The organism is Pseudomonas sp. NKUCC02_KPG (assembly GCF_019345465.1).
Classification (GTDB): domain Bacteria; phylum Pseudomonadota; class Gammaproteobacteria; order Pseudomonadales; family Pseudomonadaceae; genus Aquipseudomonas.
The window spans coordinates 1-24,283 of the sequence record NZ_JAHKRC010000023.1 but is presented as its reverse complement, the minus strand read 5'-3'; the positions used below and the strand labels follow the sequence as shown (position 1 = coordinate 24,283).

Below are 24,283 nucleotides of genomic sequence, written 5' to 3'. Positions count from 1 at the left end.
CGAACATGGCTGGCAAGGATTATCTAAACGACGTTCAAGAGTGCGAAAAAAAGCCCTTGTGGCAACGCATTGGCTGGTTGCTGGTGATCTGGACCGCCAGTGTGGCGAGCCTGGCAGTATTTGCCTGGCTGATCCGCCTGTTCATGACCGCCGCAGGCATGAAGAGCCACTGACTTCCCATCCCGTAGCCTTGCGGCTACGGTTTTATGACCCGCCCAGGCGGGTTTTTTTATTACTTGCGCGCCTTGAGGATCACAAACTTGGGAGTGGCGGCCACTTGTTCTACGCCCCGAAACAGTTTGGCCAGCTTGCTGTGATAGCCCAGGTGACGGTTGCCGACGATGTGCAGCGCCCCCCCCACTACCAGCGCCTCACGGGCCTGCTGGAACATGCGCCAGGCCAGAAAGTCTCCCACCACTTGTTGCTGATGGAACGGCGGATTGCACAGCACTACGTCCAGTGAGTCCGGTGCCTGGCTCGCCAAACCGTCGTCAGCCCGCACAATGACCTCGCGATCACCCAATGCGGCCTGCCAGTTCTCGCGGGCAGACTGCACGGCCATGAACGACTCATCGACCAGCGTGTACTGCGCTTGCGGGTTATTCAGCGCGCTGGCAATGGCCAGTACACCATTGCCGCAGCCCAGGTCGGCAACCCGTGCAGTGCCCAGGTTTTTTGGCAGGTGGGGCAGGAATGCCCGAGTGCCGATATCGAGGTCTTCGCGGCAGAACACGTTGGCGTGGTTGAGCAGCTCGATGGCCGGCTTTTCCAGTCGATAGCGCGTGGGGTACGGCGATGTAAATGGCCCCAGGGCCTGGGACGTGGACACCAGCAAACGGGCTTTTTTGACCGCCAGCGAGGCCTGTACCGGGCCAATGTAGCGCTCCAGCAGATCGCCTGCGGCGCGGGGCAAGTGTTTGACCATCGCGCCTGCGATGACCTGTGCTCCGGGTGCCAATTGGCCTTGTAGGCGGATCAGTTGCTCTTCAAGCAGCGCCAGGGTCTTGGGAACACGCACCAGTACACAGTCGAAAGGCCCGACCAGAGGCTGGCTGGCAGGGATGATCGATACCGCATCGTAAGCATGGCCATTGCGCACCAGATTCTTTTCCAGCGCCTGAATGGCGAGAAAGGAGTCGCTGCTGCTGGTGACATGCAGGGTGTTGACCAGACTGACCGCCAGGGCACCAAAACTGTCATTGAGCACCAGCACCCGGCTGTTTGCGGGCAACGCCTGCTCAGCCAGGTGATTAAGCAAATACTCATCTGCCGCATCAAAGGCCTGCAAGGGCTCGTTTTGCTGCTCGGGTTGGCGGATCAGGCGAAGTTGGGCGAAGGGGCTTTCTAGCACAGGCATTTATACAAACTCTGAGGAATCGACAACTGCATGTCTTGCCCCTGAGGGGGAGGCTGGCAAACAGAGGAGTCCGTGGTTTTACAGGTAGGCGTGATTTTACTTTTTTTTGCCGCAGATTGCCTGACGGGTTTATCCACTTTAGCGCAGTGTCCGTTTACAGCAGGCCAAACCTGGCCGCCATGACCACGGCCGAGGTTTTGTTGCTGGCCCCCAGTTTTTTCATTGCACCACTGATATGGAAGTTCACGGTGCGGGTGCTCAGGCTCAGAATCATGGCAATGTCGGAAGCGATTTTGCCTTCGGCAGTCCACTTGAGGACTTCCAACTCACGTTCGGACAAACGCATGATGTTGATCGTCAGCCTATGGCGCAGGTGAAAGCGTTCGAGCATGGCGCTGTGTAACTGATTGCACAGCCACAGCACGCTGGCAGCTTTGCCCGAAAACTCGTCCTGCGACACAGGAGGGTCTTTTCTGGCAAGGCTCAACATGCTCACTGCGCCATTGGGGTCATGCACCGACTGCGACCAGCCATAGGTCAGCCCGCAGGTTTGGGTGGCTTTCCACTGGTCGGGAGCATCACGAAAAACATCGGCGCTCCAAATAATGGGCAGGATCGATAGTTGGCAGTGAGTCATGAGTGGATTTTTTTGCGTAAGAGGCCCTTTTTCATACCGCTCGACATAATCATTTGGATAGTTTGTTAATACTTTACTATTCGTTATTACATTGCCATGTCGAGGGATCGTGCGAAAGAAGAAATAATTAAAGCCGTACTCTTCTATTCGTTTGAGTGTGTCGGAACCCAATTCAGCTTCGCTTCTGCAGGCGAAGTGTTGGTTCTGGTTGATTAAATGATGTGCGGTCATAAGGCGCTCCGGCGGCCCGGCAGTAAGTGGGTGACAATAGGCGGTGTGTTACTAAGTTTATTCTAGATGGTGTTTGAAATGTTGTTGTTGGTTACAAAATATAAATAGGGGGGGTGGGTAATATGGCGTGTTTATAGATGCGGGTGATAATTTAAACAGTGAGTTTAATTATGCTTTTTCGGGTTTATATATATAGCTGTGTGTTGCTTTAGATAAATTGGATCCGGGCGCTGTGTGAGTTAATTAATACGAACCTTGTCGGCGACCCCTTGTTTGCCCCTGGAAGGCTGTCTCAAAGCCATCACAAACCATCGGTGTTTCTCCTGGCGTCTTTGGGCGACACTAGAGGCATTCGTCAATGGAGTGCCCCATGACTGCCAGCGCAGAAAAATTTACCCAGCAGACGCTTCTCGATGTCACACCGCTGACCCCCAGCCTGTTCACATTGCGTACCACTCGCGACCCGGGCTTTCGCTTTACCGCAGGCCAGTTTGCAAGGCTTGGCGTGACCAAGGCGGATGGCAGTACGGTTTGGCGCGCCTATTCCATGGTCTCTTCACCCCATGACGAGTTCTTGGAGTTCTTTTCGATTGTGGTACCGGGGGGAGAGTTCACCAGTGAGCTCAGTCGTCTTGAAGTGGGTGACACCTTGCTGGTGGAGCGCCAGGCATTTGGTTTTTTGACCCTGGATCGTTTTGTTGACGGGCGTGATCTGTGGTTGCTGGCAACGGGGACCGGCATTGCACCGTTCCTGTCGATCCTCCAGGATTTTGAAGTATGGGAAAAATTCGAGCGCATTGTGCTGGTTTACAGTGCCCGCGAAGCGCGCGAACTGGCCTATCAGGATCTCATCGCAGGCTTATTTTCCCGTGATTACCTTGCTGAGTATGCACACAAGTTTGTGTATGTTCCGATCGTCACCCGTGAGCGAGTGCCCGGTGCATTGAACGGGCGAATGACCACCTTGATCGAAAATGGTGAACTTGAGCAGGCGGCGGGTGTTGATCTGACCCGCGAACATTCGCGGGTGATGTTATGTGGCAATCCACAAATGATTGATGACACACGCAAGTTGTTGAAGGCCCGTGACATGCAGTTGAGTCTGAGTCGTCGGCCCGGACAAGTTGCTGTTGAGAACTACTGGTAGTGTAAGTTTTATATGTCGAGCAGCATGAAATAAATAACGGCGCCCTGGGGCGCCGTTATTCATGTTGGGCAGTTAAGGTCGGTTGTTTTGAACTTTAAGCAGGTCACGAATTTCGCCCAGCAGTTCTTCTTCTTTAGAAGGAAGAGGCGGGGCGCTTGGCGCGACTGCCTCTTCGCGCTTCAGGCGGTTGATTGCCTTTACACCCATAAAGATGGCAAACGCCACGATGATAAAGTCGATCACGCTCTGGATGAATTTGCCATATGCCACGACCACGGCCGGGGCATCGCCAACGGCCGCTTTCAGCGTAATGGCCAGGTCACTGAAGTCCACACCGCCAATCAACAGGCCCAGCGGTGGCATGACCACGTCACCCACGAAGGACGAAACGATTTTGCCAAATGCCGCGCCGATGATGATACCGACGGCCATATCGACCACGTTCCCTTTGACCGCGAAGGCCTTGAACTCACTTATCACGCTCATTGGATATTCCTTGTTACAGATGAAGTTGGTGGGTGCAGTGTAATTCAGCATGGCAGATCATGCCCGCGCCGCACTGATCAAAGCTCAGTGGGCTATCATCGCGTTTTTTCCCTGGAGTTCAGATGGCCAAACCCAAGCGCATTTACGGCTGCACAGAGTGCGGCGCAACCTTTCCCAAGTGGGCAGGGCAGTGCGGCGAGTGCGGCGTCTGGAACACCCTGGTCGAGACCATTGTAGAAAGCGGCGGCGCCGCGCCGCCCAGTGGCCGTACCGGCTGGACAGGGCAACAGGCCCAGATCAAAACCCTGGCCGAAGTCAGCATTGCAGAAATCCCGCGCTTCTCCACCGCTTCCGGTGAGCTGGATCGGGTACTCGGGGGCGGTCTGGTCGATGGTTCGGTGGTGTTGATCGGCGGTGACCCGGGTATCGGCAAGTCCACTATCTTGCTGCAAACCTTGTGTCAGATGGCTACGCGCATGCCTGCGCTGTATGTCACTGGCGAAGAGTCCCAGCAGCAAGTGGCCATGCGCGCCCGACGCCTGGGGCTGCCCCAGGATCAGCTCAAGGTGATGACCGAAACCTGTATCGAAAACATCATCGCCACCGCCAAGCTCGAAAAACCCAAGGTCATGGTGATCGACTCAATCCAGACCATCTTCACCGAGCAACTGCAGTCGGCGCCGGGCGGTGTGTCCCAGGTGCGAGAAAGTGCGGCATTGCTGGTGCGCTATGCCAAGTCGAGCGGCACGGCCATTTTCCTGGTGGGCCACGTGACCAAAGAGGGTGCGCTGGCCGGACCGCGGGTGCTGGAGCATATGGTCGACACCGTGCTGTATTTCGAGGGTGAGTCTGACGGTCGCTTGCGTCTGTTGCGCGCAGTGAAAAATCGGTTTGGCGCGGTCAACGAGCTGGGTGTGTTCGGCATGACCGACAAAGGCCTGAAAGAAGTCTCCAACCCGTCAGCTATTTTTCTTACCCGTGCTCAGGAAGAAGTGCCGGGCAGCGTCGTCATGGCCACCTGGGAGGGCACCCGTCCCATGCTGGTGGAAGTGCAGGCACTGGTGGACGACAGCCATATGTCCAACCCGCGCCGTGTGACCCTGGGTCTGGATCAGAATCGACTGGCCATGCTGCTGGCTGTCCTGCATCGCCACGGCGGTATTCCCACTCATGATCAGGATGTATTCCTTAACGTGGTGGGCGGGGTCAAGGTGCTGGAAACCGCGTCCGACCTGGCGCTGATGGCGGCGGTGATGTCCAGTCTGCGCAATCGACCGCTGCCCCATGATCTGCTGGTGTTTGGTGAGGTTGGCTTGTCCGGCGAAGTGCGCCCGGTACCCAGCGGTCAGGAGCGGCTTAAAGAAGCGGCCAAGCACGGTTTCAAGCGTGCCATCGTGCCCAAGGGCAACGCCCCCAAAGAGTCTCCGCCGGGCTTGAAGGTCATCGGTGTGACCCGCCTTGAGCAGGCACTGGATGCGTTGTTTGAATAGGGTTTCATACCTGTAAAAAAATCTGCAGGGTTTGATCGCGGGTCTTGGCCAGGAGGCCGGAACTGACAGTGGCGTTGCACGGGACAACTATGCAGCGCCAGCCAGCACAAACCCACAAAAGAAGGCTCTAGACCAACGTTAGGGGCTGGTCTTTAGAGCCAAGAGCGCTAAACTCCGGGGGCAGTCTTTCTTGTCCAACTGGCCGGAATTAAAAAATGAATAATAAAAATAGCCTGCTACGCCACATTCCGTGGCTGGTGCTGGCAATTGTAGGAGCCTGCGCCCTTGGCGTAGTTGCGTTACGCCGGGGCGAGGCGATCAACGCCTTGTGGATCGTAGTGGCAGCGGTTGCCATTTATCTGGTTGCTTACCGTTATTACAGCCTGTTTATTGCCACCAAGGTGATGCAGCTCGACCCCAGTCGCGCTACCCCTGCAGTGCTCAACAACGATGGTCTGGACTATGTGCCGACCAACAAGCACATTCTTTTTGGTCACCACTTCGCCGCCATCGCTGGCGCCGGACCGTTGGTGGGGCCGGTTTTGGCCGCGCAAATGGGCTATCTGCCGGGCACGCTCTGGCTGATCGCCGGTGTTGTTCTGGCCGGTGCGGTGCAGGACTTCATGGTCCTGTTCATGTCCACTCGCCGCAACGGTCGCTCTTTGGGCGACATGGTGCGTGAGGAAATGGGCAAGATCCCGGGCACCATCGCGCTGTTTGGTTGCTTCCTGATCATGATCATCATCCTGGCGGTGCTGGCGCTGATCGTGGTCAAGGCCCTGGCCGAAAGCCCGTGGGGCATGTTCACCGTGATGGCGACCATCCCGATTGCGATGTTCATGGGCATTTACATGCGCTACATCCGCCCGGGCCGCATTGGTGAGATCTCCATTGTCGGTGTGCTGCTGTTGCTCGGCTCGATCTGGCTGGGGGGCCAGATTGCGGCAAGCCCTGAATGGGCTCCGGTGTTTACCTTCACCGGTACGCAGATCACCTGGATGCTGATCGGTTATGGTTTTGTTGCAGCCGTGCTGCCGGTTTGGCTGGTTCTGGCACCGCGTGACTACCTGTCGACCTTCCTTAAAATCGGCACCATCGTGGCACTGGCCATCGGCATTCTGGTCACCATGCCTGAGCTGAAAATGCCAGCATTGACCCAGTTCACCGACGGTACTGGCCCAGTCTGGAAAGGCGGTCTGTTCCCGTTCCTGTTCATCACCATTGCCTGCGGTGCGGTATCGGGTTTCCACGCACTGATTTCTTCGGGTACTACACCCAAGTTGCTGGATAACGAATGCAACTCCCGATACATCGGCTACGGCGCGATGTTGATGGAGTCCTTCGTGGCCATCATGGCCATGGTTGCCGCTTCGGTCATCGAGCCGGGCGTGTACTTCGCCATGAACAGCCCGGCGGCCATCGTCGGCGGTGATGTGGTGACTGTTGCGCAAACCGTTAGCAGCTGGGGCTTTGCAATTACCCCGGATGCACTGACCGCACTGGCCAAGGATATTGGTGAAACCACCGTTCTGGCCCGTGCCGGCGGCGCACCGACACTGGCTGTGGGTATCGCTCAGATCCTGCATAACGTGTTGCCGGGCGAAAACACAATGGCGTTCTGGTATCACTTCGCCATTTTGTTTGAAGCCCTGTTTATCTTGACGGCGGTTGACGCCGGTACCCGTGCCGGTCGCTTTATGCTGCAAGACTTGCTGGGCAGCTTTGTGCCTGCACTCAAGCGCACCGAGTCCTGGGGCGCCAACATGCTGGCAACAGGCCTTTGTGTAGCGATGTGGGGTTACCTGCTTTATCAGGGCGTGATCGATCCATTGGGCGGCATCAACACCCTGTGGCCGCTGTTCGGTATCTCTAACCAGATGCTGGCGGGTATCGCGCTGATGCTGGCAACCGTTGTGCTGATCAAAATGAAGCGTCAACGCTACATTTGGGTGACCATGCTGCCAGCGATCTGGCTGCTGATCTGCACCACCGTTGCAGGTTTTATCAAGCTGTTCGACGCCAACCCTGCGGTCGGCTTCCTGGCCCTGGCCAACAAGTACAGCACTGCGCTGGAAGCGGGCCAAGTCATTGCCCCGGCGAAAAACATCGACCAGATGCAGCACGTGATCATCAACGCCTACACCAACGCCGGTCTGACCGTGCTGTTCCTGTTCGTGGTGTTCAGCATTCTGTTCTTTGCGATCAAGGTGGGCGTGGCAGCATGGGGCAGTAAAGTACGTACGGATAAAGAGTCGCCGTACCAAGTCATGCCGGATGCATAACAGAGGGTTGCAATCATGTTCAATGACCTGAGTCGCCTCGGTAAATACCTCGGTCAGGCCGCGCGCCTGATGGTCGGCATGCCCGACTACGACAACTACGTCGAGCATATGCAAACCAAGCACCCGGACAAGCCTGTCATGAGCTACGAGGCGTTCTTCCGCGAACGCCAGGAAGCCCGTTACGGCGGCAAGGGTGGGCCCAAGTGCTGCTAGCCCCTCAGGGCTAAGTTGCATCTGACTGTGGGAGCGGGCTTGCTCGCGATGAGTGCGCTGCGGTGTATCCGTTACACCGCGCTGCTTGAGTCGCGGGCAAGCACGCTCCCACTTTTTTTTGCGTCATTTCAAGGAGACTGTGCATGTCCTCTCCAATCCCCGTCACCATCCTCAGTGGCTTTTTGGGTGCCGGTAAAACCACCTTGTTGCGTTACCTGCTCAAGGCCGAACATGGCCTGAAAATCGCCGTGATCGAGAACGAATTCAGCGATGCCGGGATCGATACCCAGTTGTTGGGTGATGAGCCCGTGCAAGTCATGACACTGGCCAATGGCTGTGTGTGCTGCACCATTCACACCGACCTGACCAAGGCGCTGTACCTGCTGCTGGAGCGTCTGGACAGTGGCGAAATAGCGTTCGACCGCCTGGTGATCGAATGCACCGGCCTGGCCGACCCGGCACCGGTGGCGCAAACCTTTTTCATAGACGAAGAACTGCGCGAGCGTTACCTGCTGGACGGCATCATCACCCTGGTGGACGCCGCGCACGCCGATGTACACCTGAGCCAAACCATCGCCCAGGCACAAATCGGTTTTGCTGACCGCCTGTTGGTGAGCAAGCGCGACCTGGTGGATGACGCCACCTTTGATGCCTTAAGCGAACGCTTGACCCGTATCAACCGCCGGGCGCCGATTCGTGTGGTTGAGCACGGCCAGATAGATCTGGCCGAGTTGCTGGATGTCCGAGGGTTCAATCTCAATGCAGACTTGGGCGGTAGCCTGAATTTGCGTCCGGTGCAGCCTGCGTCATCTATCGACCGCATCTCAAGCCTTGTGCTGCGCACCGAAACACCGCTGGATATCGACAGCCTCAGCGCGTTCATGAACGAACTGCTGGAAGATCACGGCAAGCAATTGCTGCGTTACAAAGGCGTGCTGAGCATTGCCGGTGAAGATCGACGGTTGGTGTTTCAGGGCGTGCTCAAGCTCTATGGCTTCGACTGGGACACTGAGTGGGCTGAGGGTGAGGTGCGCGACAGCGTGATGGTATTTATTGCCGATGACTTGCCTGAAGCCAAGATTCGCGAGGGGTTTGATGTTCTAGCCTCACGAAAATAGCGGGTTTTTCGCACCGCTTTGCCAATGGCTGCGACGCTGTTGCTTCGCGCCGGTTGTGACCTGCTGAACGTATTGGGCTGGCGTTTGCTACCCGAATAAAAACGTCACGTACTACATTGTGTGGGAGCGGGCTTGCTCGCGATGATATCGACACGGTTTGTCTGAAAGACCGCATTGCCTTAATCGCGAGCAAGCCCGCTCCCACATAAAGATGACCCGGTGTGGGTTAGTAAGCCCCGTTTCTTTCTATCACACTTAAAAGAAATACCATTTTGTGGCTTTCAGCGGTTTCTCCCAAGTATGAGTGAGGCGAGCCCTTGGCTCTTTTTACCCCTATATACTTATTGTTGTGAGTTTTTAGAGTGATCAGTGTATGAGCTTGACTTAAGTTGTCAGCTGTAACGGCCGTATTGTTTTCATCAAGCAACGTGAAGGTAAGTGGGTGTTTTAGTGTCGGACTTCTCGCATAGAGTATATCCATATGGTTTTTGGCCAGCCGGTGCCGATCATACTGGCCGGCGTGTTTGATATGTATTTCATACCCTTTTACGGTATGCCGGAAATATAGTTTGAGTACCGTCTTGACCCCGCCTGTGGCGTGGGCCTGAATCCCCACGGCTGCGGAGTCGTCTCTGGTCTGCGGCCGGCCGGTGAAGAAACCGCCGCTGGCAAATACGTCAGTGACTGTTACAGGCTGGCCGTGAAGCGTCCCTAATAGATGAAGGTTATGGTTCGGTACTTGTAAGGTGGCGATGAATGATTGTTGTGTATCGTTAGTCATTGTCTGAACTCTGTTGTTGGTGAAAAGCATAAAGTTCAGATTAGGTCGTTATCACCCATGGATATATGGCGATATGTTTCAAAATAACTGGGGCAATAAAAAGCCCGGCTCAAGAGCCGGGCTTTTTATTCAGCTATTTACACTTAGTTGCCGTATACCGGCAGCTTGGCGCAGATGGCTTTGACTTTTTCGCGAACGGCGTCGATAACGGCTTCGTTGTTGATATCAGCCAGGATGTCGCAGATCCAGTTAGCCAGTTCACGGCACTCTTCTACTTTGAAGCCGCGAGTGGTAACAGCCGGAGTACCGAAACGCAGACCCGAGGTCACGAACGGGGAGCGTGGATCGTTCGGCACGGAGTTTTTGTTCACGGTGATGAACGCTTTGCCCAGTGCGGCGTCAGCGTCTTTGCCGGAGATTTCCTGCTTGATCAGCGACAGCAGGAACAGGTGGTTTTCAGTACCGCCCGATACCACGTCAAAGCCGCGCTCGATAAACACCGATGCCATGGCTTGGGCGTTTTTCACGACTTGTTGCTGGTAAGCCTTGAACTCTGGTTGCAGAGCTTCTTTGAAGCACACGGCCTTGGCGGCGATGACGTGCTCCAGTGGGCCGCCTTGCGAACCCGGGAAGACAGCCGAGTTCAGCTTCTTCTCGATGTCGGCGTTGGCCTTGGCCAGGATCAGGCCGCCACGTGGACCGCGCAGGGTTTTGTGAGTGGTGGTGGTGACCACGTCAGCAAACGGAACCGGGTTAGGGTAAACGCCAGCCGCTACCAGACCGGCTACGTGAGCCATGTCGACGAACAGGTAGGCGCCAACCTTGTCAGCGATAGCGCGGAAACGCGGGAAGTCCAGGATCTGCGAGTAGGCAGAGAAACCGGCCACGATCATTTTTGGCTTGTGCTCAACGGCCAGACGCTCTACTTCGTCGTAGTCGATCAGGCCGTTGGCGTCGATGCCGTACTGGATGGCGTTGTACAGCTTGCCCGAGGACGAAACGCTGGCGCCGTGGGTCAGGTGACCGCCGTGTGCCAGGCTCATGCCCAGGATGGTGTCGCCAGCCGACAACAGGGCCAGGTAGACAGCGCTGTTGGCCTGGGAACCGGCGTGTGGCTGAACGTTGGCGTAATCGGCGCCGAACAGCTCTTTTGCACGGTCGATAGCCAGTTGCTCAACGACGTCGACGTATTCGCAGCCGCCGTAGTAGCGCTTACCCGGGTAGCCTTCGGCGTATTTGTTGGTCAGAACCGAGCCTTGAGCTTCCATGACCGCTGGGCTGGTGTAGTTTTCCGAAGCGATCAGCTCAATATGTTCTTCCTGGCGCTGAGCTTCTTGCTCCATGGCGGCAAAAAGGTCGGCGTCGAACTTGGCAAGTGTCAAATCACGGCTGAACATGGCGGTCCTCAGGGATCGGGGGGCAGAAAAGGAGGGCATTCTAACTCAATGGGTTTTATCTGGCATATGAATGCGATTCACGGTGATGAGAGGCAGGATTCACATGTGCAGTTCATCACTGGCCGCTTGCAGTTGCTTGACCAGTAGATGTGCTGGCATCGGGCGACCAAACAGATAGCCTTGCACTTCATCGCACCCATGCTCGCGCAAGAAATCCAACTGCTCCTGGGTCTCCACGCCTTCGGCGATGACGGCCAGGTTTAGGCTATGGGCCATTGCAATGATTGCACGGGCAATCTGCGCGTCCTGTTCGCCTGAGGGCAGGCCATCGACAAAGGTACGGTCGATTTTCAAGACATCGATCGGGAATTGCTTGAGGTAGTTGAGCGATGAATAACCGGTGCCAAAGTCGTCCACGGCAATGCTGAGGCCGAGGTTTTTCAGACTGGCCAGAATGTGCAGGGCTTCGCTGACTTCGCGCATCAGGATACTTTCGGTCAGCTCAAGCTCCAGGCAGGCAGGGGACAGGCCGGTCTCCTTGAGGATCGTGGCGATGCGCGTGCCCAGTTGGCCATCGGAAAACTGGCGCGCCGAGATGTTGACCGAGACTTTGGGCACGCGCACTTTGGCCTGGTGCCAGAGCTTGAGCTGGCGACAGGCCTCGGCCAGCACCCAGTCACCCACTTCGACCACCAGGCCCAGCTCTTCGAGCACCGGGATAAAGTCACCGGGCGGCACCAGTCCGCGCCTGGAGTGGTTCCAGCGCAGCAGTGCTTCAACCCCGGTCAGCCGTTTGCCGTCGCCGCTGAATTGCGGCTGGTAAAAAAGGATGAACTCTTGCTGTTCAAGGGCGTGGCGCAGGTCGCTCTCAAGTTCCAGGCGCTCAAGGGCGCTGGCGTTCATGTCTGCCTGATAGAACTGGAAGTTGTTTTTGCCGCGCTCTTTGGCGTGGTACATCGCGGTGTCGGCGTTCTTCATCAACTGGCTGAGTTCGTTGCCGTCTTGCGGGCTCAAGGCAATGCCAATACTGGCGGTTACAAAGAACTCGCGACTTTCCAGTACAAAGGGTTTTACCAGGCTGGCAAGGATTTGCTCGGCCACGCTGATGGCCCGGTTCAAGGCCAGTTGACGGGTGGCTCGTGGTTGCAGGAGCAGGGTGAACTCGTCACCGCCCATACGCGCCACGGTGTCGTCGTCACCGACGCAGGCCAGCAAGCGGATGGCCATGTCCTTGAGCATTCGATCGCCTGCGGCGTGGCCCAGGGAATCATTGATCGGCTTGAAACGGTCGAGGTCGAGGAACATCAGCACAACCCACGACTTGTTGCGTTCGGCCTGTTGCAACGCAGTGTGCAGGCGATCCTGAAACAGCGTCCGGTTAGGCAGGTGCGTCAGGGCGTCGTAGTAAGCCAGGCGGTGAATTCGCTGTTCACTGGCTTTGCGCTCGCTGATGTCACTGAAGAAGCACACGTAGCTGGCCAGATCACCCTCGTCATCGAGCACGGCAGTGATGCCGACCCACGCCGGGTAGTGTTCGCCGTTGAGACGCTTGAGCCAGACTTCGCCCTCCCATGTGCCATTGACATGCAGTTGCTTGAGCACATAGGTCAGGTGCGCGCGTTGTTGGGCATCAACGGTCAACATGCTCGGCAATTGGTCGAGCACCTGGGCCACGGCGTAGCCGCTGACCCGGCTAAAGGCTTCGTTGGCCTGCACGATATAACCGGCGGGGTCGGTAATCAGGATGGCCGAGGTGGAGTGCTCAAACACCGTAGCGGCCATGCGCAGGTCTTTTTCAGCACGACGTTGCTGACTGATATCACGGCCAACGCCCAGAATGCCTTCGAAGCCATCGTTTTCATCCCACACCAGTACCAGCCGCAGCTCGATGGGGACTTTATGCCCGTCAGCGCGCAAGCAGTCGAACAGGAACAACTGGGTTTGCACCTGGGCGCGCAGGGCCGAGAGTTGTCGAGGTGTGTGCAGGGCGGCGCGGATACGTTCGATCAGGCTGTAGATACCCTCCAGTTGTTGCGGGGTCGCGATAATTGACTGCCAGCCATTGTCGAACACCCATTGTGCGTCGTACCCCAGCACGGTCTGGATGGAGGGGCTGAGGTAGTTCATGCGCAACGTGCTGTCGGTGGAGAAAATCACGTCGCTGATGCTTTCGGCCAGCATCCGGTAGCGCTGCTCGCTGTCACGCAGTGACTCACTGGCTTCGATCTGGTCGGTGATGTCTTTGGCCACCCCGACAATGCGCGTGACTTGATCCCCGGTGTCACGGGCAAAGGCCTGTTCACGGATGTCAAAGCGCCGCCAGGTGCCTTGCTGATGACGAAAGCGCAACTGGCACTGCATCAAGTGCTTATAGCCATCTTCCCGTTGCTGCTGGCGCAGCTGGTGATAACGTTCGGCGTCATCCGGGTGCAGCAACAGTTCCCAGAAATATGCGCCCATTTCCTGAAGTTCGATGGCGCTGTAGCCCAGGGTCTGCCCAAGGTGATGGTTGCTGAATATGATCCGCTGGCTGATTACATTTTGCACATAGAGGTGGTCAGGTACGGTACGCACGACATCCGACCAGAAACTTTCGCGCTCTTGCAGGGACAATTCGATCAGCTTGCGGCTTGTGATGTCGCTGATGCTCAGGATGACCGCGTGATAGTCCTGAGGGTCTTCAGGCAGGCGCAGCACCAGCCACACATGTTGATCCCGGCCGCTGGCATCGCTCAGCTTTACTTCCAGTTCAAGTTGCTGCTGTTGATCCAGTACGGTTTCGACGATTTGATAGCCAATGGCCGAACTGGTTTGGGGGCAGCCGTTAATCAGCTTTAGCCAGGCACCGTCCCCGGATTCGACCTCCAGCAGCTGCATGGCGACCTGATTGACTTCAGTGATGCGCAGTTGCGCAAATAATTGACTACGAAGCTGGGGGTGGTCGCTTAGCCATTGCTTGAGGTCACTGCTGTCGTGGAGTTTTTCGCGCTCAAGAAACCCCGGCAAGCTGGACAGATCGAGCACGCACAGGGCAACCCCGGTGCCTTCGAAAATATCGTGATAACGGCGGCGGCCTTCATGCAGTTGGCGTTGGCGGCGGCGCATGTTGAGCAGCGCAATGATCGGCAGCAACGAAAAGAGCAAGCCGAGCAGGCATTTGACGATCAGTCCGGGCAGCAGTCGTTCAACCGCTTGGCGTTCATTGAACAGCCCGCGTAACTGCCAGTCGCTGTGATTGATGGGGCTCAGTTGTACGGTGTCGCTTTCATCCTGCTGGCTCAGGGTTGAGGCTGGCGAAATGGGGCTGTAGGCACGCTTCAGGACCTTGCGGGTTTTCACGTTTTCAATCAGCCATTGTGGCCGACTGCTGCTGGCGTTCTGGTGTGTCATGTTTTGCAGCAGTTCCGGGCTCATGCGCAGCAGCCAGTAACCACCGATATCGCCTGCGGGCTGGCGCAGCAACAAATAGAACATGCTGGCGTCAGCGTTATTGCTGAAGTAATAGCCGTCGGTACGTTTTCGCGAGGGGATCAGGCTTGCCCATTCAGCCAGGAATGCAGCGTCGGGGGTGGTGCCAGCGCTGTCGAACACGACCTGCCCGGCAGTGCTGAGCAAGACCAGGCTCTGGAGCGAGGGTACGTATTGATGCAGTTGATTGACCAGTGCCTGCTGTTGGCGCAGGGTTTTCGGCAGCGTATCGACAGGAAGCAGATTAAGGGCGGTTTCGGCCCGTACTTCCATGCTCAGGCTGATGTGGTCGGCCAGATCGGCACTGTAGTTGATGCTGTTTTGACGCTCTTGCTGGAGCGTTTCCTGGAACTGCTCAATCAACAACCAGAACAACATCGCCAGCAGCAACAGAACCAGAGTGGCCAATGCACTTTTCAACGTTCCGCGCACAGGCGTCCCAAGAAGTGGGTTGGACGCTTTATTCAGAGTGGGCGGCGTGACATTGGGCAACGTGTGATCCTGCAATTTGGCGGCATTGGCGCCAGGCCCCCTAAAGACGCCCAGAGGGCGCCTAGCATGCCTTGGGTTGTGGCAAAGTGCCAGCCCTCTGGTCTGCACTGGTTTGCCCTGTTCAGCGCATTCAGGTAGATTCGGGCGTCTACATTTATGCATTTTCTGCGAGCAGGCATTGATTTCGATCAGTCCCTGACTTTCTGCTATGGCCTGATCCGGGCATTGCTCGCACCTTATTCACTCGTCTCTGACCCTAGGTTCTCCATGGCTCAATACGTTTTCACCATGCATCGGCTGAGCAAAGTTGTTCCGCCGAAGCGGGAAATCCTGAAAAACATCTCCCTGTCGTTTTTCCCTGGCGCCAAGATTGGCGTACTCGGCTTGAACGGTTCGGGTAAATCCACCCTGTTGAAAATCATGGCGGGTGTCGATACCGAGTTCGACGGCGAAGCCCGTCCGATGCCCGACCTGAACATCGGTTACCTGCCGCAGGAACCGCAGCTGGATCCGAGCAAAACCGTGCGCGAAGTGGTTGAAGAAGCCGTGAGCGTCATCAAGGACGCTCAAGCGCGCCTGGATCAGGTTTACGCCGAATACGCAGACCCGGATGCCGATTTTGACAAGCTGGCTGCTGAACAGGCCAAGCTTGAGTCGATCCTGCAAGCGAGCGACGGTCACAACCTGGAGCGCCAGCTGGAAGTCGCTGCCGACGCCCTGCGTTTGCCAGCCTGGGATGCCAAGGTTGAGCACCTGTCGGGTGGTGAGAAGCGCCGTGTGGCCTTGTGCCGCCTGCTGCTGTCGGCCCCGGACATGCTGCTGCTCGACGAACCAACCAACCACCTGGATGCCGACTCTGTAGCCTGGCTTGAGCACTTCCTGCACGACTTCCCGGGTACCGTGGTTGCGATTACGCACGACCGTTACTTCCTGGATAACGTGGCGGGCTGGATCCTTGAGCTTGACCGTGGCGCGGGCATTCCTTACGAGGGCAACTATTCGGGTTGGCTTGAAGCCAAGTCCGATCGTCTGGCTGCCGAATCCAAGCAGCAGTCGGCCCATGAAAAGGCCATGAAAGACGAGCTGGAATGGGTCCGTAAAGGTGCCAAGGCGCGTCAGTCGAAGTCCAAGGCTCGTCTGCAGCGTTTCGAGGAACTGCAATCGCAGGAATTCCAGAAGCGCAGCGAGACCAACGAAATCTACATCCCGGCTGGTCCGCGCCTGGGTGACAAGGTTATCGAGTTCAAGAACGTGTCCAAGGGTTACGGCGATCGCGTGTTGATCGACAACCTGTCGTTCGCGATGCCTAAAGGCGCCATCGTTGGCGTGATCGGCGGTAACGGTGCCGGTAAGTCGACCTTGTTCCGCATGCTGATGGGCAAGGAACAGCCGGATTCGGGCAGCATCGAAGTCGGTGAAACCGTGCAACTGGCGTGCGTGGACCAGAGCCGTGACGATCTGGACGGCAGCAAGACTGTGTTCCAGGCGATTTCTGACGGTTCCGATGTGATCCGCATCGGAAACTATGAAATCCCGTCGCGTACCTATGTAGGTCGTTTCAACTTCAAAGGTGGCGATCAGCAGAAGTTCGTCAAGGACCTGTCCGGTGGTGAGCGTGGTCGCCTGCACCTGGCCCTGACCTTGAAAGAGGGCGCCAACGTGCTGCTGCTCGACGAACCGTCCAACGACCTTGACGTTGAGACGCTGCGTTCGCTCGAAGAAGCGCTGCTGGACTTCCCTGGCGCCGCCATTGTGATCTCTCACGATCGGTGGTTCCTTGACCGCGTTGCGACTCACATCCTGGCGTACGAAGACGACTCGCAAGCAATCTTCTTTGAAGGTAACTACACCGAGTACGAAGCTGATCGTAAAAAGCGCCTCGGCGAAGCGGCCACTCAGCCGCACCGTGTGCGTCACAAAAAACTGGCCCAGTAAGGCCGGTTTGCAAGAAAAGACGGAGCCCCTCGGGGCTCCGTTTTTTTTGCAGAGCAATACTGACCCTGTAGGAACAGAAGGTGGGTTTTTAGTGGTGCAAAAGTGAGTACAAGAAGCTTTTTTTTGGTGCGCAAAAGCCCGTGAAATCGGTTTAATTTATATAAATGCACCATTTAAATTCAGAACTGCGACATTTTGCGCTGTCGCGGTGCCACATGAATTGATAAAGTTCCGGTCAATCTCTGTTTAACGACAATAAATTTGCCGAGAATTAACCATGATCGAATCCGTCGACCAGTTCCTTGCCCGCCTGAAAAAACGTGACCCGGACCAGCCTGAATTCCACCAGGCAGTAGAAGAAGTCCTGCGCAGTTTGTGGCCGTTTCTTGAAGCCAATCCCCATTACCTCACTTCAGGCATTCTTGAGCGCATTTGTGAACCTGAGCGCGCGATCGTGTTCCGCGTATCCTGGGTTGATGATGAAGGCAAAGTGCGGGTTAACCGTGGTTTCCGTATCCAGATGAACAGCGCCATTGGCCCTTACAAGGGTGGTCTGCGGTTCCATCCGTCGGTGAACCTTGGCGTTCTGAAGTTCCTGGCGTTCGAGCAAACCTTCAAGAACTCCCTGACCTCGTTGCCTATGGGCGGCGGCAAGGGCGGCTCTGACTTCAACCCCAAGGGCAAGAGCGACGCTGAAGTCATGCGTTTCTGTCAGGCCTTCATGAGCGAGCTGTACCGCCACATTGGTTCGGACGTTGACGTGCCGGCAGGCGATATCGGTGTAGGCGCCCGTGAAATCGGCTTTATGTTTGGCCAGTACAAGCGCCTGAGCAACCAGTTCACCTCGGTGCTGACCGGCAAGGGCATGAGCTACGGCGGCAGCCTGATCCGCCCTGAAGCCACCGGCTTTGGTTGTGTGTACTTCGCGCAGGAAATGCTCAAGCGCAGCGGCCAGCGTATCGATGGCAAGCGCGTAGCGATCTCTGGCTCCGGTAACGTGGCGCAGTATGCGGCGCGCAAAGTCATGGACCTGGGCGGCAAAGTGATCTCGTTGTCGGACTCCGAAGGCACGTTGTACTGCGAAGCCGGTTTGAGTGAGGAGCAGTGGGAAGCGCTGATGGAGCTCAAAAACGTCAAGCGCGGTCGTATCAGCGAATTGGCCGGGCAGTTTGGTCTGGAGTTTCTGGCGGGCCAGCATCCGTGGAGCCTGGCGTGCGACATCGCATTGCCATGCGCCACTCAGAACGAACTGGACGCTGAAGCGGCCCGTACATTGTTGAGCAATGGCTGTGTGTGCGTGGCAGAAGGCGCGAACATGCCGACTACCCTCGAAGCGGTTGATCTGTTTATCGAGGCCGGTATCTTGTTTGCACCGGGCAAGGCATCCAATGCCGGCGGCGTGGCGGTGAGCGGTCTGGAAATGTCGCAAAACGCCATGCGCCTGCTGTGGACGGCAGGAGAGGTCGACAGCAAACTGCATAACATCATGCAGTCGATCCATCATGCGTGCGTTCACTACGGCGAAGAAAACGGTCGGATCAACTACGTCAAAGGTGCGAACATTGCGGGCTTCGTGAAAGTCGCTGACGCGATGCTGGCCCAGGGCGTGGTGTAAGCCGGTTCCGTTCTTCTGTGGGAGCGGGCTTGCTCGCGATGCAAGCGACGCGGTGTATCTGTTGCATCACGTCGATCCAATCGCGAGCAAGCCCGCTCCCACACGGTCTCTATCTAGTTGGCAAGCGCCTTGTGCTCAGCCAGTTCTTGCTCGATAAAGGCTGCAATCATGGCGCGGTAAACTTCTTCGGTGACGTTCGGGTTAGCGCCCAGTTCTGAGGCCAGCGCCCGGACTTTTGCAATCACCTGCTCAACCCGTTGCGGCGCCCTGACCGCATCGCTGTCTTTTTTGAACAGCGCCGCTTGCGATACGCAGGCACCCCGTTCGGCGATCAAGCCGACAATCTGGCGATCCAGCCCGTCGATTTTCTCGCGCACCTGTTCAAGGGAATCGTAGTTAACAGCCATGTCTTAAAACCTCCTTTCAGTAGTGATACCACTTCAACTCCAGCATCACTTCGTTGACGGGTGAGGTCAGCTTGCTGAACTCACGTTGTGCACTCAGTCGCAGGCCCAGATTGCGCGAAATTTCCCATTGCTGGTTCAGGCTGAGGCTGCGGCGGACTTCACCGTTGGTGAAGTAATCACCTTTGGCTTCAAGACTCAGGTTGCCCACCGGATTGCGCCAGAGAAGCCCTGTGTTAAACCCCGCTGCCGGTGAAACAAAGGCGGCGAAATCGTTGTTGTGCTCCACGCGCAGGGTGCCGAGGGCAAAGCCCAGCAGGTTTTCGCCCAACTGCCAGGTGCCGCCCGCGCCCCCATTGACGTGGCTGACCAGGCTTTCATCGCCATGCTTGCCCAGCACCCGTTCCAGCCCGCCGCCCACTTGCCAGGACCAGGGTTGCAGCAAGTCGTTACGCGGGGTCAGGGAGCGAATGTTGGCCAGGTCCAGTTGCTGAACTTGCCACTTGTTACCTTCGTACTGGCGCAGCTTGAGTTGCAGGATTTCAATCTGCGCGCCCAGCGGAAAGCCGGGCGCGTTGTCGTTCAAGTCGTGGTAAGCCATGCGCAGGCCGTACTCGGCAAAGGCCTTGTCGTCACGGCTACCGGCCCCCAGTTGCCAGGTGCGCGATTCGTGGCCGTTTTCGGGCAACTCGGGTTGTTCGACCTGCAGTTCAGGAGCTGGATTCTGGTTGATGGCGCGCAGCAGTTCGAAGCTGCGCTGGGAGCGGGCCGGGTCACGTTCGAGACCGTTTGCCCGGTAGCGTTCAAGACGATAAGCGGCGTCGATAATCAGCGCCTGGCGTTCTTTTGGCAGCGCCTTGAAGGTCGGGTTTTGCAACCGGGCCTGATCGGCGCTGATCTGCAGCACCCATTGCTGTTCCTCAGGATCGAGGGTTTTGGCGCGATCCAGCAGTTCACGCTCCCGGGAAGGGCGGTATTCGATACTTTCAACCAAGCCCGCTTCCTTGACCGCTTTGACGGTGTCGGTGGGGATCGCGGTCAGCGGGAACTGGGTGGTCAGTTGCAAGCCGGGACGTGCCACTTGCAACAACTCCAGCAGGCGATACGAGCAGTTTTCGTCAAAGAAGAAATAGTCGAACTGGATCTGTTTGAGCTCCCACACATGCTCGACCATGCGCTGGGTTTCTTCGGGAGTCAGATTGAGTCGGTATTCCCACAGGTCACGGTTTTCGAGGCTGCGGTACTCGGAGAGCTTTTCCTGGTAGGGCACCAGCGCGAACAGGCCGGGATAGCCACCGGCCAACCCCTTCCAGGCATACAAAATGCTGTTGTCGGAACCCTCAATGTAGGCGCCGAAATTGATCGCGTAGCTGAGCAGGGCGGTCTTGTTGTTCTGCACATCGGCCTGGTCGATACGCAACAAGGTGTGGCCGAACATCGAGGACGGGCTGTTCAGGTAGGCCGCCGGGAAAATCATCACCGTGCTGTGCGGTGCAACGTCCTTGAACCATTGCGTGAACTCTGCGCATTCGGCCTTGGGCAGGTCGGTCAGGTTCAACTGGGCCTTGAGCCAGCGGGTGCGGGCCGGGTACACGCACTGCGGGTGTTTGTCCCCCAGGCTCAAGGGCGAATACAAGGCCTGGACGGTGGCACGCAGTTCGGCGTCCGGGTGATGGGCGCCGTCGGGGGCCAGAAAGAATTTGTCGTCGCTGACATAGCTGCGCCAGCCGCTCAACTTGCCGGCTTCATAGTGTCCCAGAGAGATCCAGAACGGGTCGTTGGCCAACTGCTGAATACGTTGATCGTCAATATGGGGTGCGGCATACAGCGGGGCGCAGGCACAGAGCGCCAGATAGGCAAGGCGTTTGAGCATGTTCGGCAACTGTTGTCAGACGAAGAGGGGTGACGCAGGAGAATACCCGCTCCCAGAGGAGCGGGCAGATCTCATTTACTACGCAGCAGTGGCGTATTTGGCCAGGCGGGCATCGCCTTTGAGGATAGCCAGGGTGTTGTTGTGAACATCTTCAGCCGTTACATCGGCCTTGCTGAAGATTTGCTGGAAGTGCTCGTGGGTGACGGCGGCAAAATGCGCGCGATCTTCAGGGGCGACGCCCAGTACCACCGCGTAGGTGGTCAGTGCTTCGCCATTGCCTTTGGCCATGTCTTCGGACAGTTCGTTGATCATGCCATTCATGGCAATCCACGATTTGCCGCCGTAGGTCAGGGCGTCCTTGGTCGTACAGCCGTTGGTGCCGGAGGTCATGCCGAAGGTGGCGTTACCGGACGTGCCGTTGGTGGTGGATGCCAGGAAGTGTGCAGGGGTGCCGCGCTGACCTTCAAACAGCATGTTGCCCCAACCGCAGTTCGGACCGCCCGGGGCTTGCGCCATGGCATTGAGGGAAACAACTGTAAAGAGAGTACCGAGAAGAATCCGTTTCATAAGCTTTGTTCTCTATATGTGTGCAACCAATGGACAAGGGTTTCTGGCCCTGAAGCGCCAGTACGAGCCGGTTATGCCTTCCAGCCGCGTAACAGCTTGGAGTCTAGGCACGATCGGCAGGTTCCGTGGTTTTTTGTAAAACAATCTCTGTTGATGCACATTTTTTGCCCGTAAATACGATGGGGTGAACTTTCCCGTGTTGTACGCCTTGCCAGTGATGTACAGCCAGCGCCAGAATGCTGCCATCTGCCCCGCCCGATGTAAGGAAGCCCGATGCCTGATTCTGTTGCCACCAGCTTGCGTCTAGCGCCTGATGCGCTAACCCGTCCTTTCTCTGCTGAACAGTTCAGCTTCTCGAATACCAATGATTTAGAACCTTTTCGCGGCATTCTCGGCCAGGAGCGTGCGGTCGAAGCCCTGCAGTTTGGCGTGGCCATGCCACGTCCGGGTTACAACGTATTTGTGATGGGCGAGCCGGGTACGGGCCGCTTCTCATTCGTCAAACGCTACCTCAAGGCCGAGGGCAAGCGCCTGAAGTCCCCGAGCGATTGGGTGTACGTCAATAATTTTGACGAGCCCCGTGAGCCACGTGCCCTGGAACTGCCTTCGAGCAGCGCGGGTGCATTTATTGCCGATATCAACCACCTGATCGACAACCTGCTGGCGACCTTTCCGGCGGTGTTTGAGCACCCGACGTATCAACAGCGCAAAAGCGCGATCGATCGGGGCTTCAATCAGCGGTACGACCGGGCGCTGGATGTGATCGAGCGGCTGGCGCTGGAAAAAGGCGTTGCGTTGTATCGCGACAGCAGCAACGTGGCCTTCACGCCGATGAGTGATGGCAAGGCGCTGGATGAGGCCGAGTTTTCGCAATTGCCTGAGGTTGAGCGAGAGCGCTTCCATGAGGATATTTCCGGACTGGAAGAGCGGCTGAACGAAGAACTGGCCAGCCTGCCGCAATGGAAGCGCGAGTCGAACAATCAGCTGCGCCAACTGAACGAAGAAACCATCACCCTGGCGTTGCAGCCGTTGCTGTCGCCGTTGTCGCAGAAGTACGCCGAAAATGGTGCGGTCTGCGGTTATCTGCAAGCCATGCAGGTGTACTTGCTGAAAACCGTGGTCGAGCAATTGGTCGACGACAGCAAGACCGACGCCCAGGCCCGCAAGTTGCTCGAAGAGCAGTACCTGCCCAGCCTGGTGGTAGGCCAGCCGCTGAGCGGTGGTGCGCCGGTAGTGTTTGAGCCGCACCCCACGTATGACAACCTGTTCGGTCGTATTGAGTACAGCACTGACCAGGGCGCGCTTTACACCACGTACCGGCAGTTGCGCCCGGGCGCGCTGCATCGTGCCAACGGTGGGTTTTTGATTCTTGAAGCCGAGAAAATGCTCAGTGAGCCCTTTGTGTGGGATGCCCTGAAGCGTGCCCTGCAATCGCGCAAGTTGAAGATGGAGTCCCCGCTGGGCGAGATGGGCCGTCTGGCGACCGTCACCCTCAATCCGCAAGTCATTCCCTTGCAGGTCAAGGTCGTGATCATTGGTGCCCGCCAGCTGTATTACACGCTGCAGGACCTTGATCCGGACTTCCAGGAGATGTTCCGGGTGCTGGTGGACTTCGACGAAGACATCCCGATGGTCGATGAAAGCCTTGAGCAGTTCGCTCAGTTGCTGACCACCCGGACTTCAGAAGAAGGCATGGCGCCGCTGACCGCCGATGCGGTAGCGCGTCTGGCGACCTACAGCGCACGCCTGGCCGAGCATCAGGGTCGTTTGTCGGCGCGTATCGGTGATCTGTTCCAGCTGGTCAGCGAGGCGGATTTCATTCGTCACCTGGCGGGCGATGAGATGACCGATGCCGGCCATATCGAGCGTGCGCTCAAGGCCAAGGCCACGCGTACCGGTCGAGTGTCGGCGCGCATTCTTGATGACATGCTGGCAGGGATAATTCTCATCGACACCGATGGCGCGGCCGTGGGCAAGTGCAACGGCCTGACCGTGCTGGAAGTCGGCGACTCGGCCTTTGGTGTACCTGCGCGGATATCCGCCACGGTGTATCCGGGTGGCAGCGGTATCGTCGATATCGAGCGTGAAGTTAACCTGGGTCAGCCGATTCACTCCAAGGGCGTGATGATTTTGACCGGGTACCTGGGCAGCCGTTATGCACAGGAATTCCCGCTGGCGATTTCAGCCAGTATCGCGCTGGAACAGTCCTACGGTTATGTCGATGGCGACAGTGCCTCGCTGGGTGAGGCCTGTACGTTGATTTCGGCGCTGTCCAAAACGCCACTCAAACAGTGTTTTGCCATCACCGGTTCCATCAACCAGTTTGGTGAAGTGCAGGCGGTGGGCGGGGTCAACGAGAAGATCGAGGGCTTCTTCCGACTCTGTGAAGCGCGGGGGCTTACAGGCGAGCAGGGGGCAATTATCCCGCAGGCCAACGTGGCGACCCTGATGCTGGATGAGAAGGTGCTGCAGGCGGTGCGTGATGGCAAGTTCCACGTGTATGCGGTGCGTCAGGCCGATGAAGCGTTGAGCCTGTTGGTGGGTGAGCCTGCCGGTGAGCCGGATGAAGAGGGCCAGTTCCCTGAAGGCAGCGTCAATGCGCGCGTGGTAGAGCGGTTGCGGGTGATCGCTGAAATGATCAACGACGACGACCTCAAGGAGGCCGAGAAAGAGTTGCTGGCTGAGGCCCTGGCAGCAAAGAAACCGGCCTGACCCCCTGAAAGATGTCATGTGTGGGGGCGGGCGTGCTCGCGCGCCCCACGCGCGCGACCCCCCGCCCCCACAACACCC

The 24,283-nt window shown here is 57.3% G+C and carries 18 protein-coding genes; 9 read left to right on the top strand and 9 right to left on the bottom strand.

Features of this window, described 5'->3' with window-relative positions; translation table 11 throughout:
• Positions 1 to 5 precede the first annotated feature (5 nt).
• Complete coding sequence (locus KO536_RS23220; protein WP_133078615.1) at positions 6 to 173, top strand: DUF2474 domain-containing protein; 168 nt, start codon at positions 6 to 8, stop codon at positions 171 to 173.
• Positions 174 to 232: 59 nt separating this feature from the next.
• Here the strand turns inward: KO536_RS23220 and KO536_RS23215 are convergent, their stop codons facing one another.
• Together KO536_RS23215 and KO536_RS23210 are read right to left on the bottom strand one after the other, a co-directional pair.
• Complete coding sequence (locus KO536_RS23215) at positions 233 to 1,357, bottom strand: class I SAM-dependent methyltransferase (protein WP_219263149.1); 1,125 nt, start codon at positions 1,355 to 1,357, stop codon at positions 233 to 235.
• A 154-nt stretch (positions 1,358 to 1,511) separates the two neighbouring features.
• Positions 1,512 to 2,225, bottom strand: a complete 714-nt coding sequence (locus KO536_RS23210) for an autoinducer binding domain-containing protein (RefSeq protein WP_133078613.1) — start codon at positions 2,223 to 2,225, stop codon at positions 1,512 to 1,514.
• A 370-nt stretch (positions 2,226 to 2,595) separates the two neighbouring features.
• Between KO536_RS23210 and KO536_RS23205 the strand changes: the two genes are divergently transcribed.
• Positions 2,596 to 3,372, top strand: coding sequence for a ferredoxin--NADP reductase (locus KO536_RS23205; RefSeq protein ID WP_133078612.1), 777 nt, complete (start codon positions 2,596 to 2,598; stop codon positions 3,370 to 3,372).
• Positions 3,373 to 3,444: 72 nt separating this feature from the next.
• Here KO536_RS23205 and mscL read toward each other — a convergent pair whose 3' ends face one another.
• Entirely contained in the window at positions 3,445 to 3,858 is a 414-nt protein-coding gene (gene mscL, locus KO536_RS23200) for a large-conductance mechanosensitive channel protein MscL (RefSeq protein ID WP_133078611.1), read from the bottom strand.
• Between the two features lie 122 nt (positions 3,859 to 3,980).
• Here mscL and radA point away from each other — a divergent pair, with 122 nt between their 5' ends.
• The 4 genes from radA to yjiA all read left to right on the top strand — a co-directional run bounded on the left by radA (position 3,981) and on the right by yjiA (position 8,961).
• Complete coding sequence (radA, locus tag KO536_RS23195) at positions 3,981 to 5,348, top strand: DNA repair protein RadA (protein WP_133078610.1); 1,368 nt, start codon at positions 3,981 to 3,983, stop codon at positions 5,346 to 5,348.
• A gap of 215 nt (positions 5,349 to 5,563) precedes the next feature.
• Entirely contained in the window at positions 5,564 to 7,630 is a 2,067-nt protein-coding gene (locus KO536_RS23190) for a carbon starvation CstA family protein (protein ID WP_133078609.1), read from the top strand.
• Positions 7,631 to 7,645: 15 nt separating this feature from the next.
• Positions 7,646 to 7,843: a YbdD/YjiX family protein gene (locus tag KO536_RS23185; protein ID WP_007937254.1), complete on the top strand. Its 198-nt coding sequence runs from the start codon at positions 7,646 to 7,648 to the stop codon at positions 7,841 to 7,843.
• Positions 7,844 to 7,986: 143 nt separating this feature from the next.
• Positions 7,987 to 8,961 carry a GTPase gene (gene yjiA, locus KO536_RS23180; RefSeq protein WP_219263147.1) on the top strand — a complete coding sequence of 325 codons (975 nt, stop codon included), beginning with the start codon at positions 7,987 to 7,989 and terminating at the stop codon, positions 8,959 to 8,961.
• A 226-nt stretch (positions 8,962 to 9,187) separates the two neighbouring features.
• On the opposite strand, the gene KO536_RS23175 is transcribed toward yjiA, so the two are convergent.
• The 3 genes from KO536_RS23175 to KO536_RS23165 form a co-directional block, all read right to left on the bottom strand.
• On the bottom strand, positions 9,188 to 9,742 hold the full coding sequence (locus KO536_RS23175) for a hypothetical protein (RefSeq protein ID WP_219263146.1): 555 nt from the start codon (positions 9,740 to 9,742) through the stop codon (positions 9,188 to 9,190).
• 143 nt (positions 9,743 to 9,885) lie between these two features.
• Complete coding sequence (gene glyA / locus KO536_RS23170) at positions 9,886 to 11,139, bottom strand: serine hydroxymethyltransferase (RefSeq protein ID WP_133078606.1); 1,254 nt, start codon at positions 11,137 to 11,139, stop codon at positions 9,886 to 9,888.
• 99 nt (positions 11,140 to 11,238) lie between these two features.
• Positions 11,239 to 15,099 (bottom strand): EAL domain-containing protein, encoded by a 3,861-nt coding sequence (locus KO536_RS23165; RefSeq protein ID WP_219263145.1) that lies wholly within the window; start codon positions 15,097 to 15,099, stop codon positions 11,239 to 11,241.
• A gap of 267 nt (positions 15,100 to 15,366) precedes the next feature.
• Here KO536_RS23165 and ettA point away from each other — a divergent pair, with 267 nt between their 5' ends.
• Together ettA and gdhA are read left to right on the top strand one after the other, a co-directional pair.
• The gene (ettA, locus tag KO536_RS23160; protein ID WP_133078604.1) at positions 15,367 to 17,034 is read left to right on the top strand and encodes an energy-dependent translational throttle protein EttA; all 1,668 of its coding nucleotides are present in this window, start codon (positions 15,367 to 15,369) and stop codon (positions 17,032 to 17,034) included.
• 277 nt (positions 17,035 to 17,311) lie between these two features.
• Positions 17,312 to 18,649: an NADP-specific glutamate dehydrogenase gene (gene gdhA, locus KO536_RS23155; protein WP_133078603.1), complete on the top strand. Its 1,338-nt coding sequence runs from the start codon at positions 17,312 to 17,314 to the stop codon at positions 18,647 to 18,649.
• Between the two features lie 113 nt (positions 18,650 to 18,762).
• Here gdhA and KO536_RS23150 read toward each other — a convergent pair whose 3' ends face one another.
• From KO536_RS23150 to KO536_RS23140, 3 genes are all read right to left on the bottom strand, one after another.
• The gene (locus tag KO536_RS23150; RefSeq protein WP_133078602.1) at positions 18,763 to 19,056 is read right to left on the bottom strand and encodes a chorismate mutase; all 294 of its coding nucleotides are present in this window, start codon (positions 19,054 to 19,056) and stop codon (positions 18,763 to 18,765) included.
• Between the two features lie 16 nt (positions 19,057 to 19,072).
• Positions 19,073 to 20,926 carry a DUF4105 domain-containing protein gene (locus KO536_RS23145; RefSeq protein WP_219263144.1) on the bottom strand — a complete coding sequence of 618 codons (1,854 nt, stop codon included), beginning with the start codon at positions 20,924 to 20,926 and terminating at the stop codon, positions 19,073 to 19,075.
• A gap of 78 nt (positions 20,927 to 21,004) precedes the next feature.
• The gene (locus KO536_RS23140) at positions 21,005 to 21,493 is read right to left on the bottom strand and encodes a DUF3015 domain-containing protein (protein ID WP_019824032.1); all 489 of its coding nucleotides are present in this window, start codon (positions 21,491 to 21,493) and stop codon (positions 21,005 to 21,007) included.
• Between the two features lie 273 nt (positions 21,494 to 21,766).
• Here KO536_RS23140 and KO536_RS23135 point away from each other — a divergent pair, with 273 nt between their 5' ends.
• A complete protein-coding gene (locus KO536_RS23135) occupies positions 21,767 to 24,205 on the top strand; it encodes a Lon protease family protein (RefSeq protein WP_133078599.1) in 2,439 nt (812 codons plus the stop codon).
• Positions 24,206 to 24,283 lie beyond the last annotated feature (78 nt).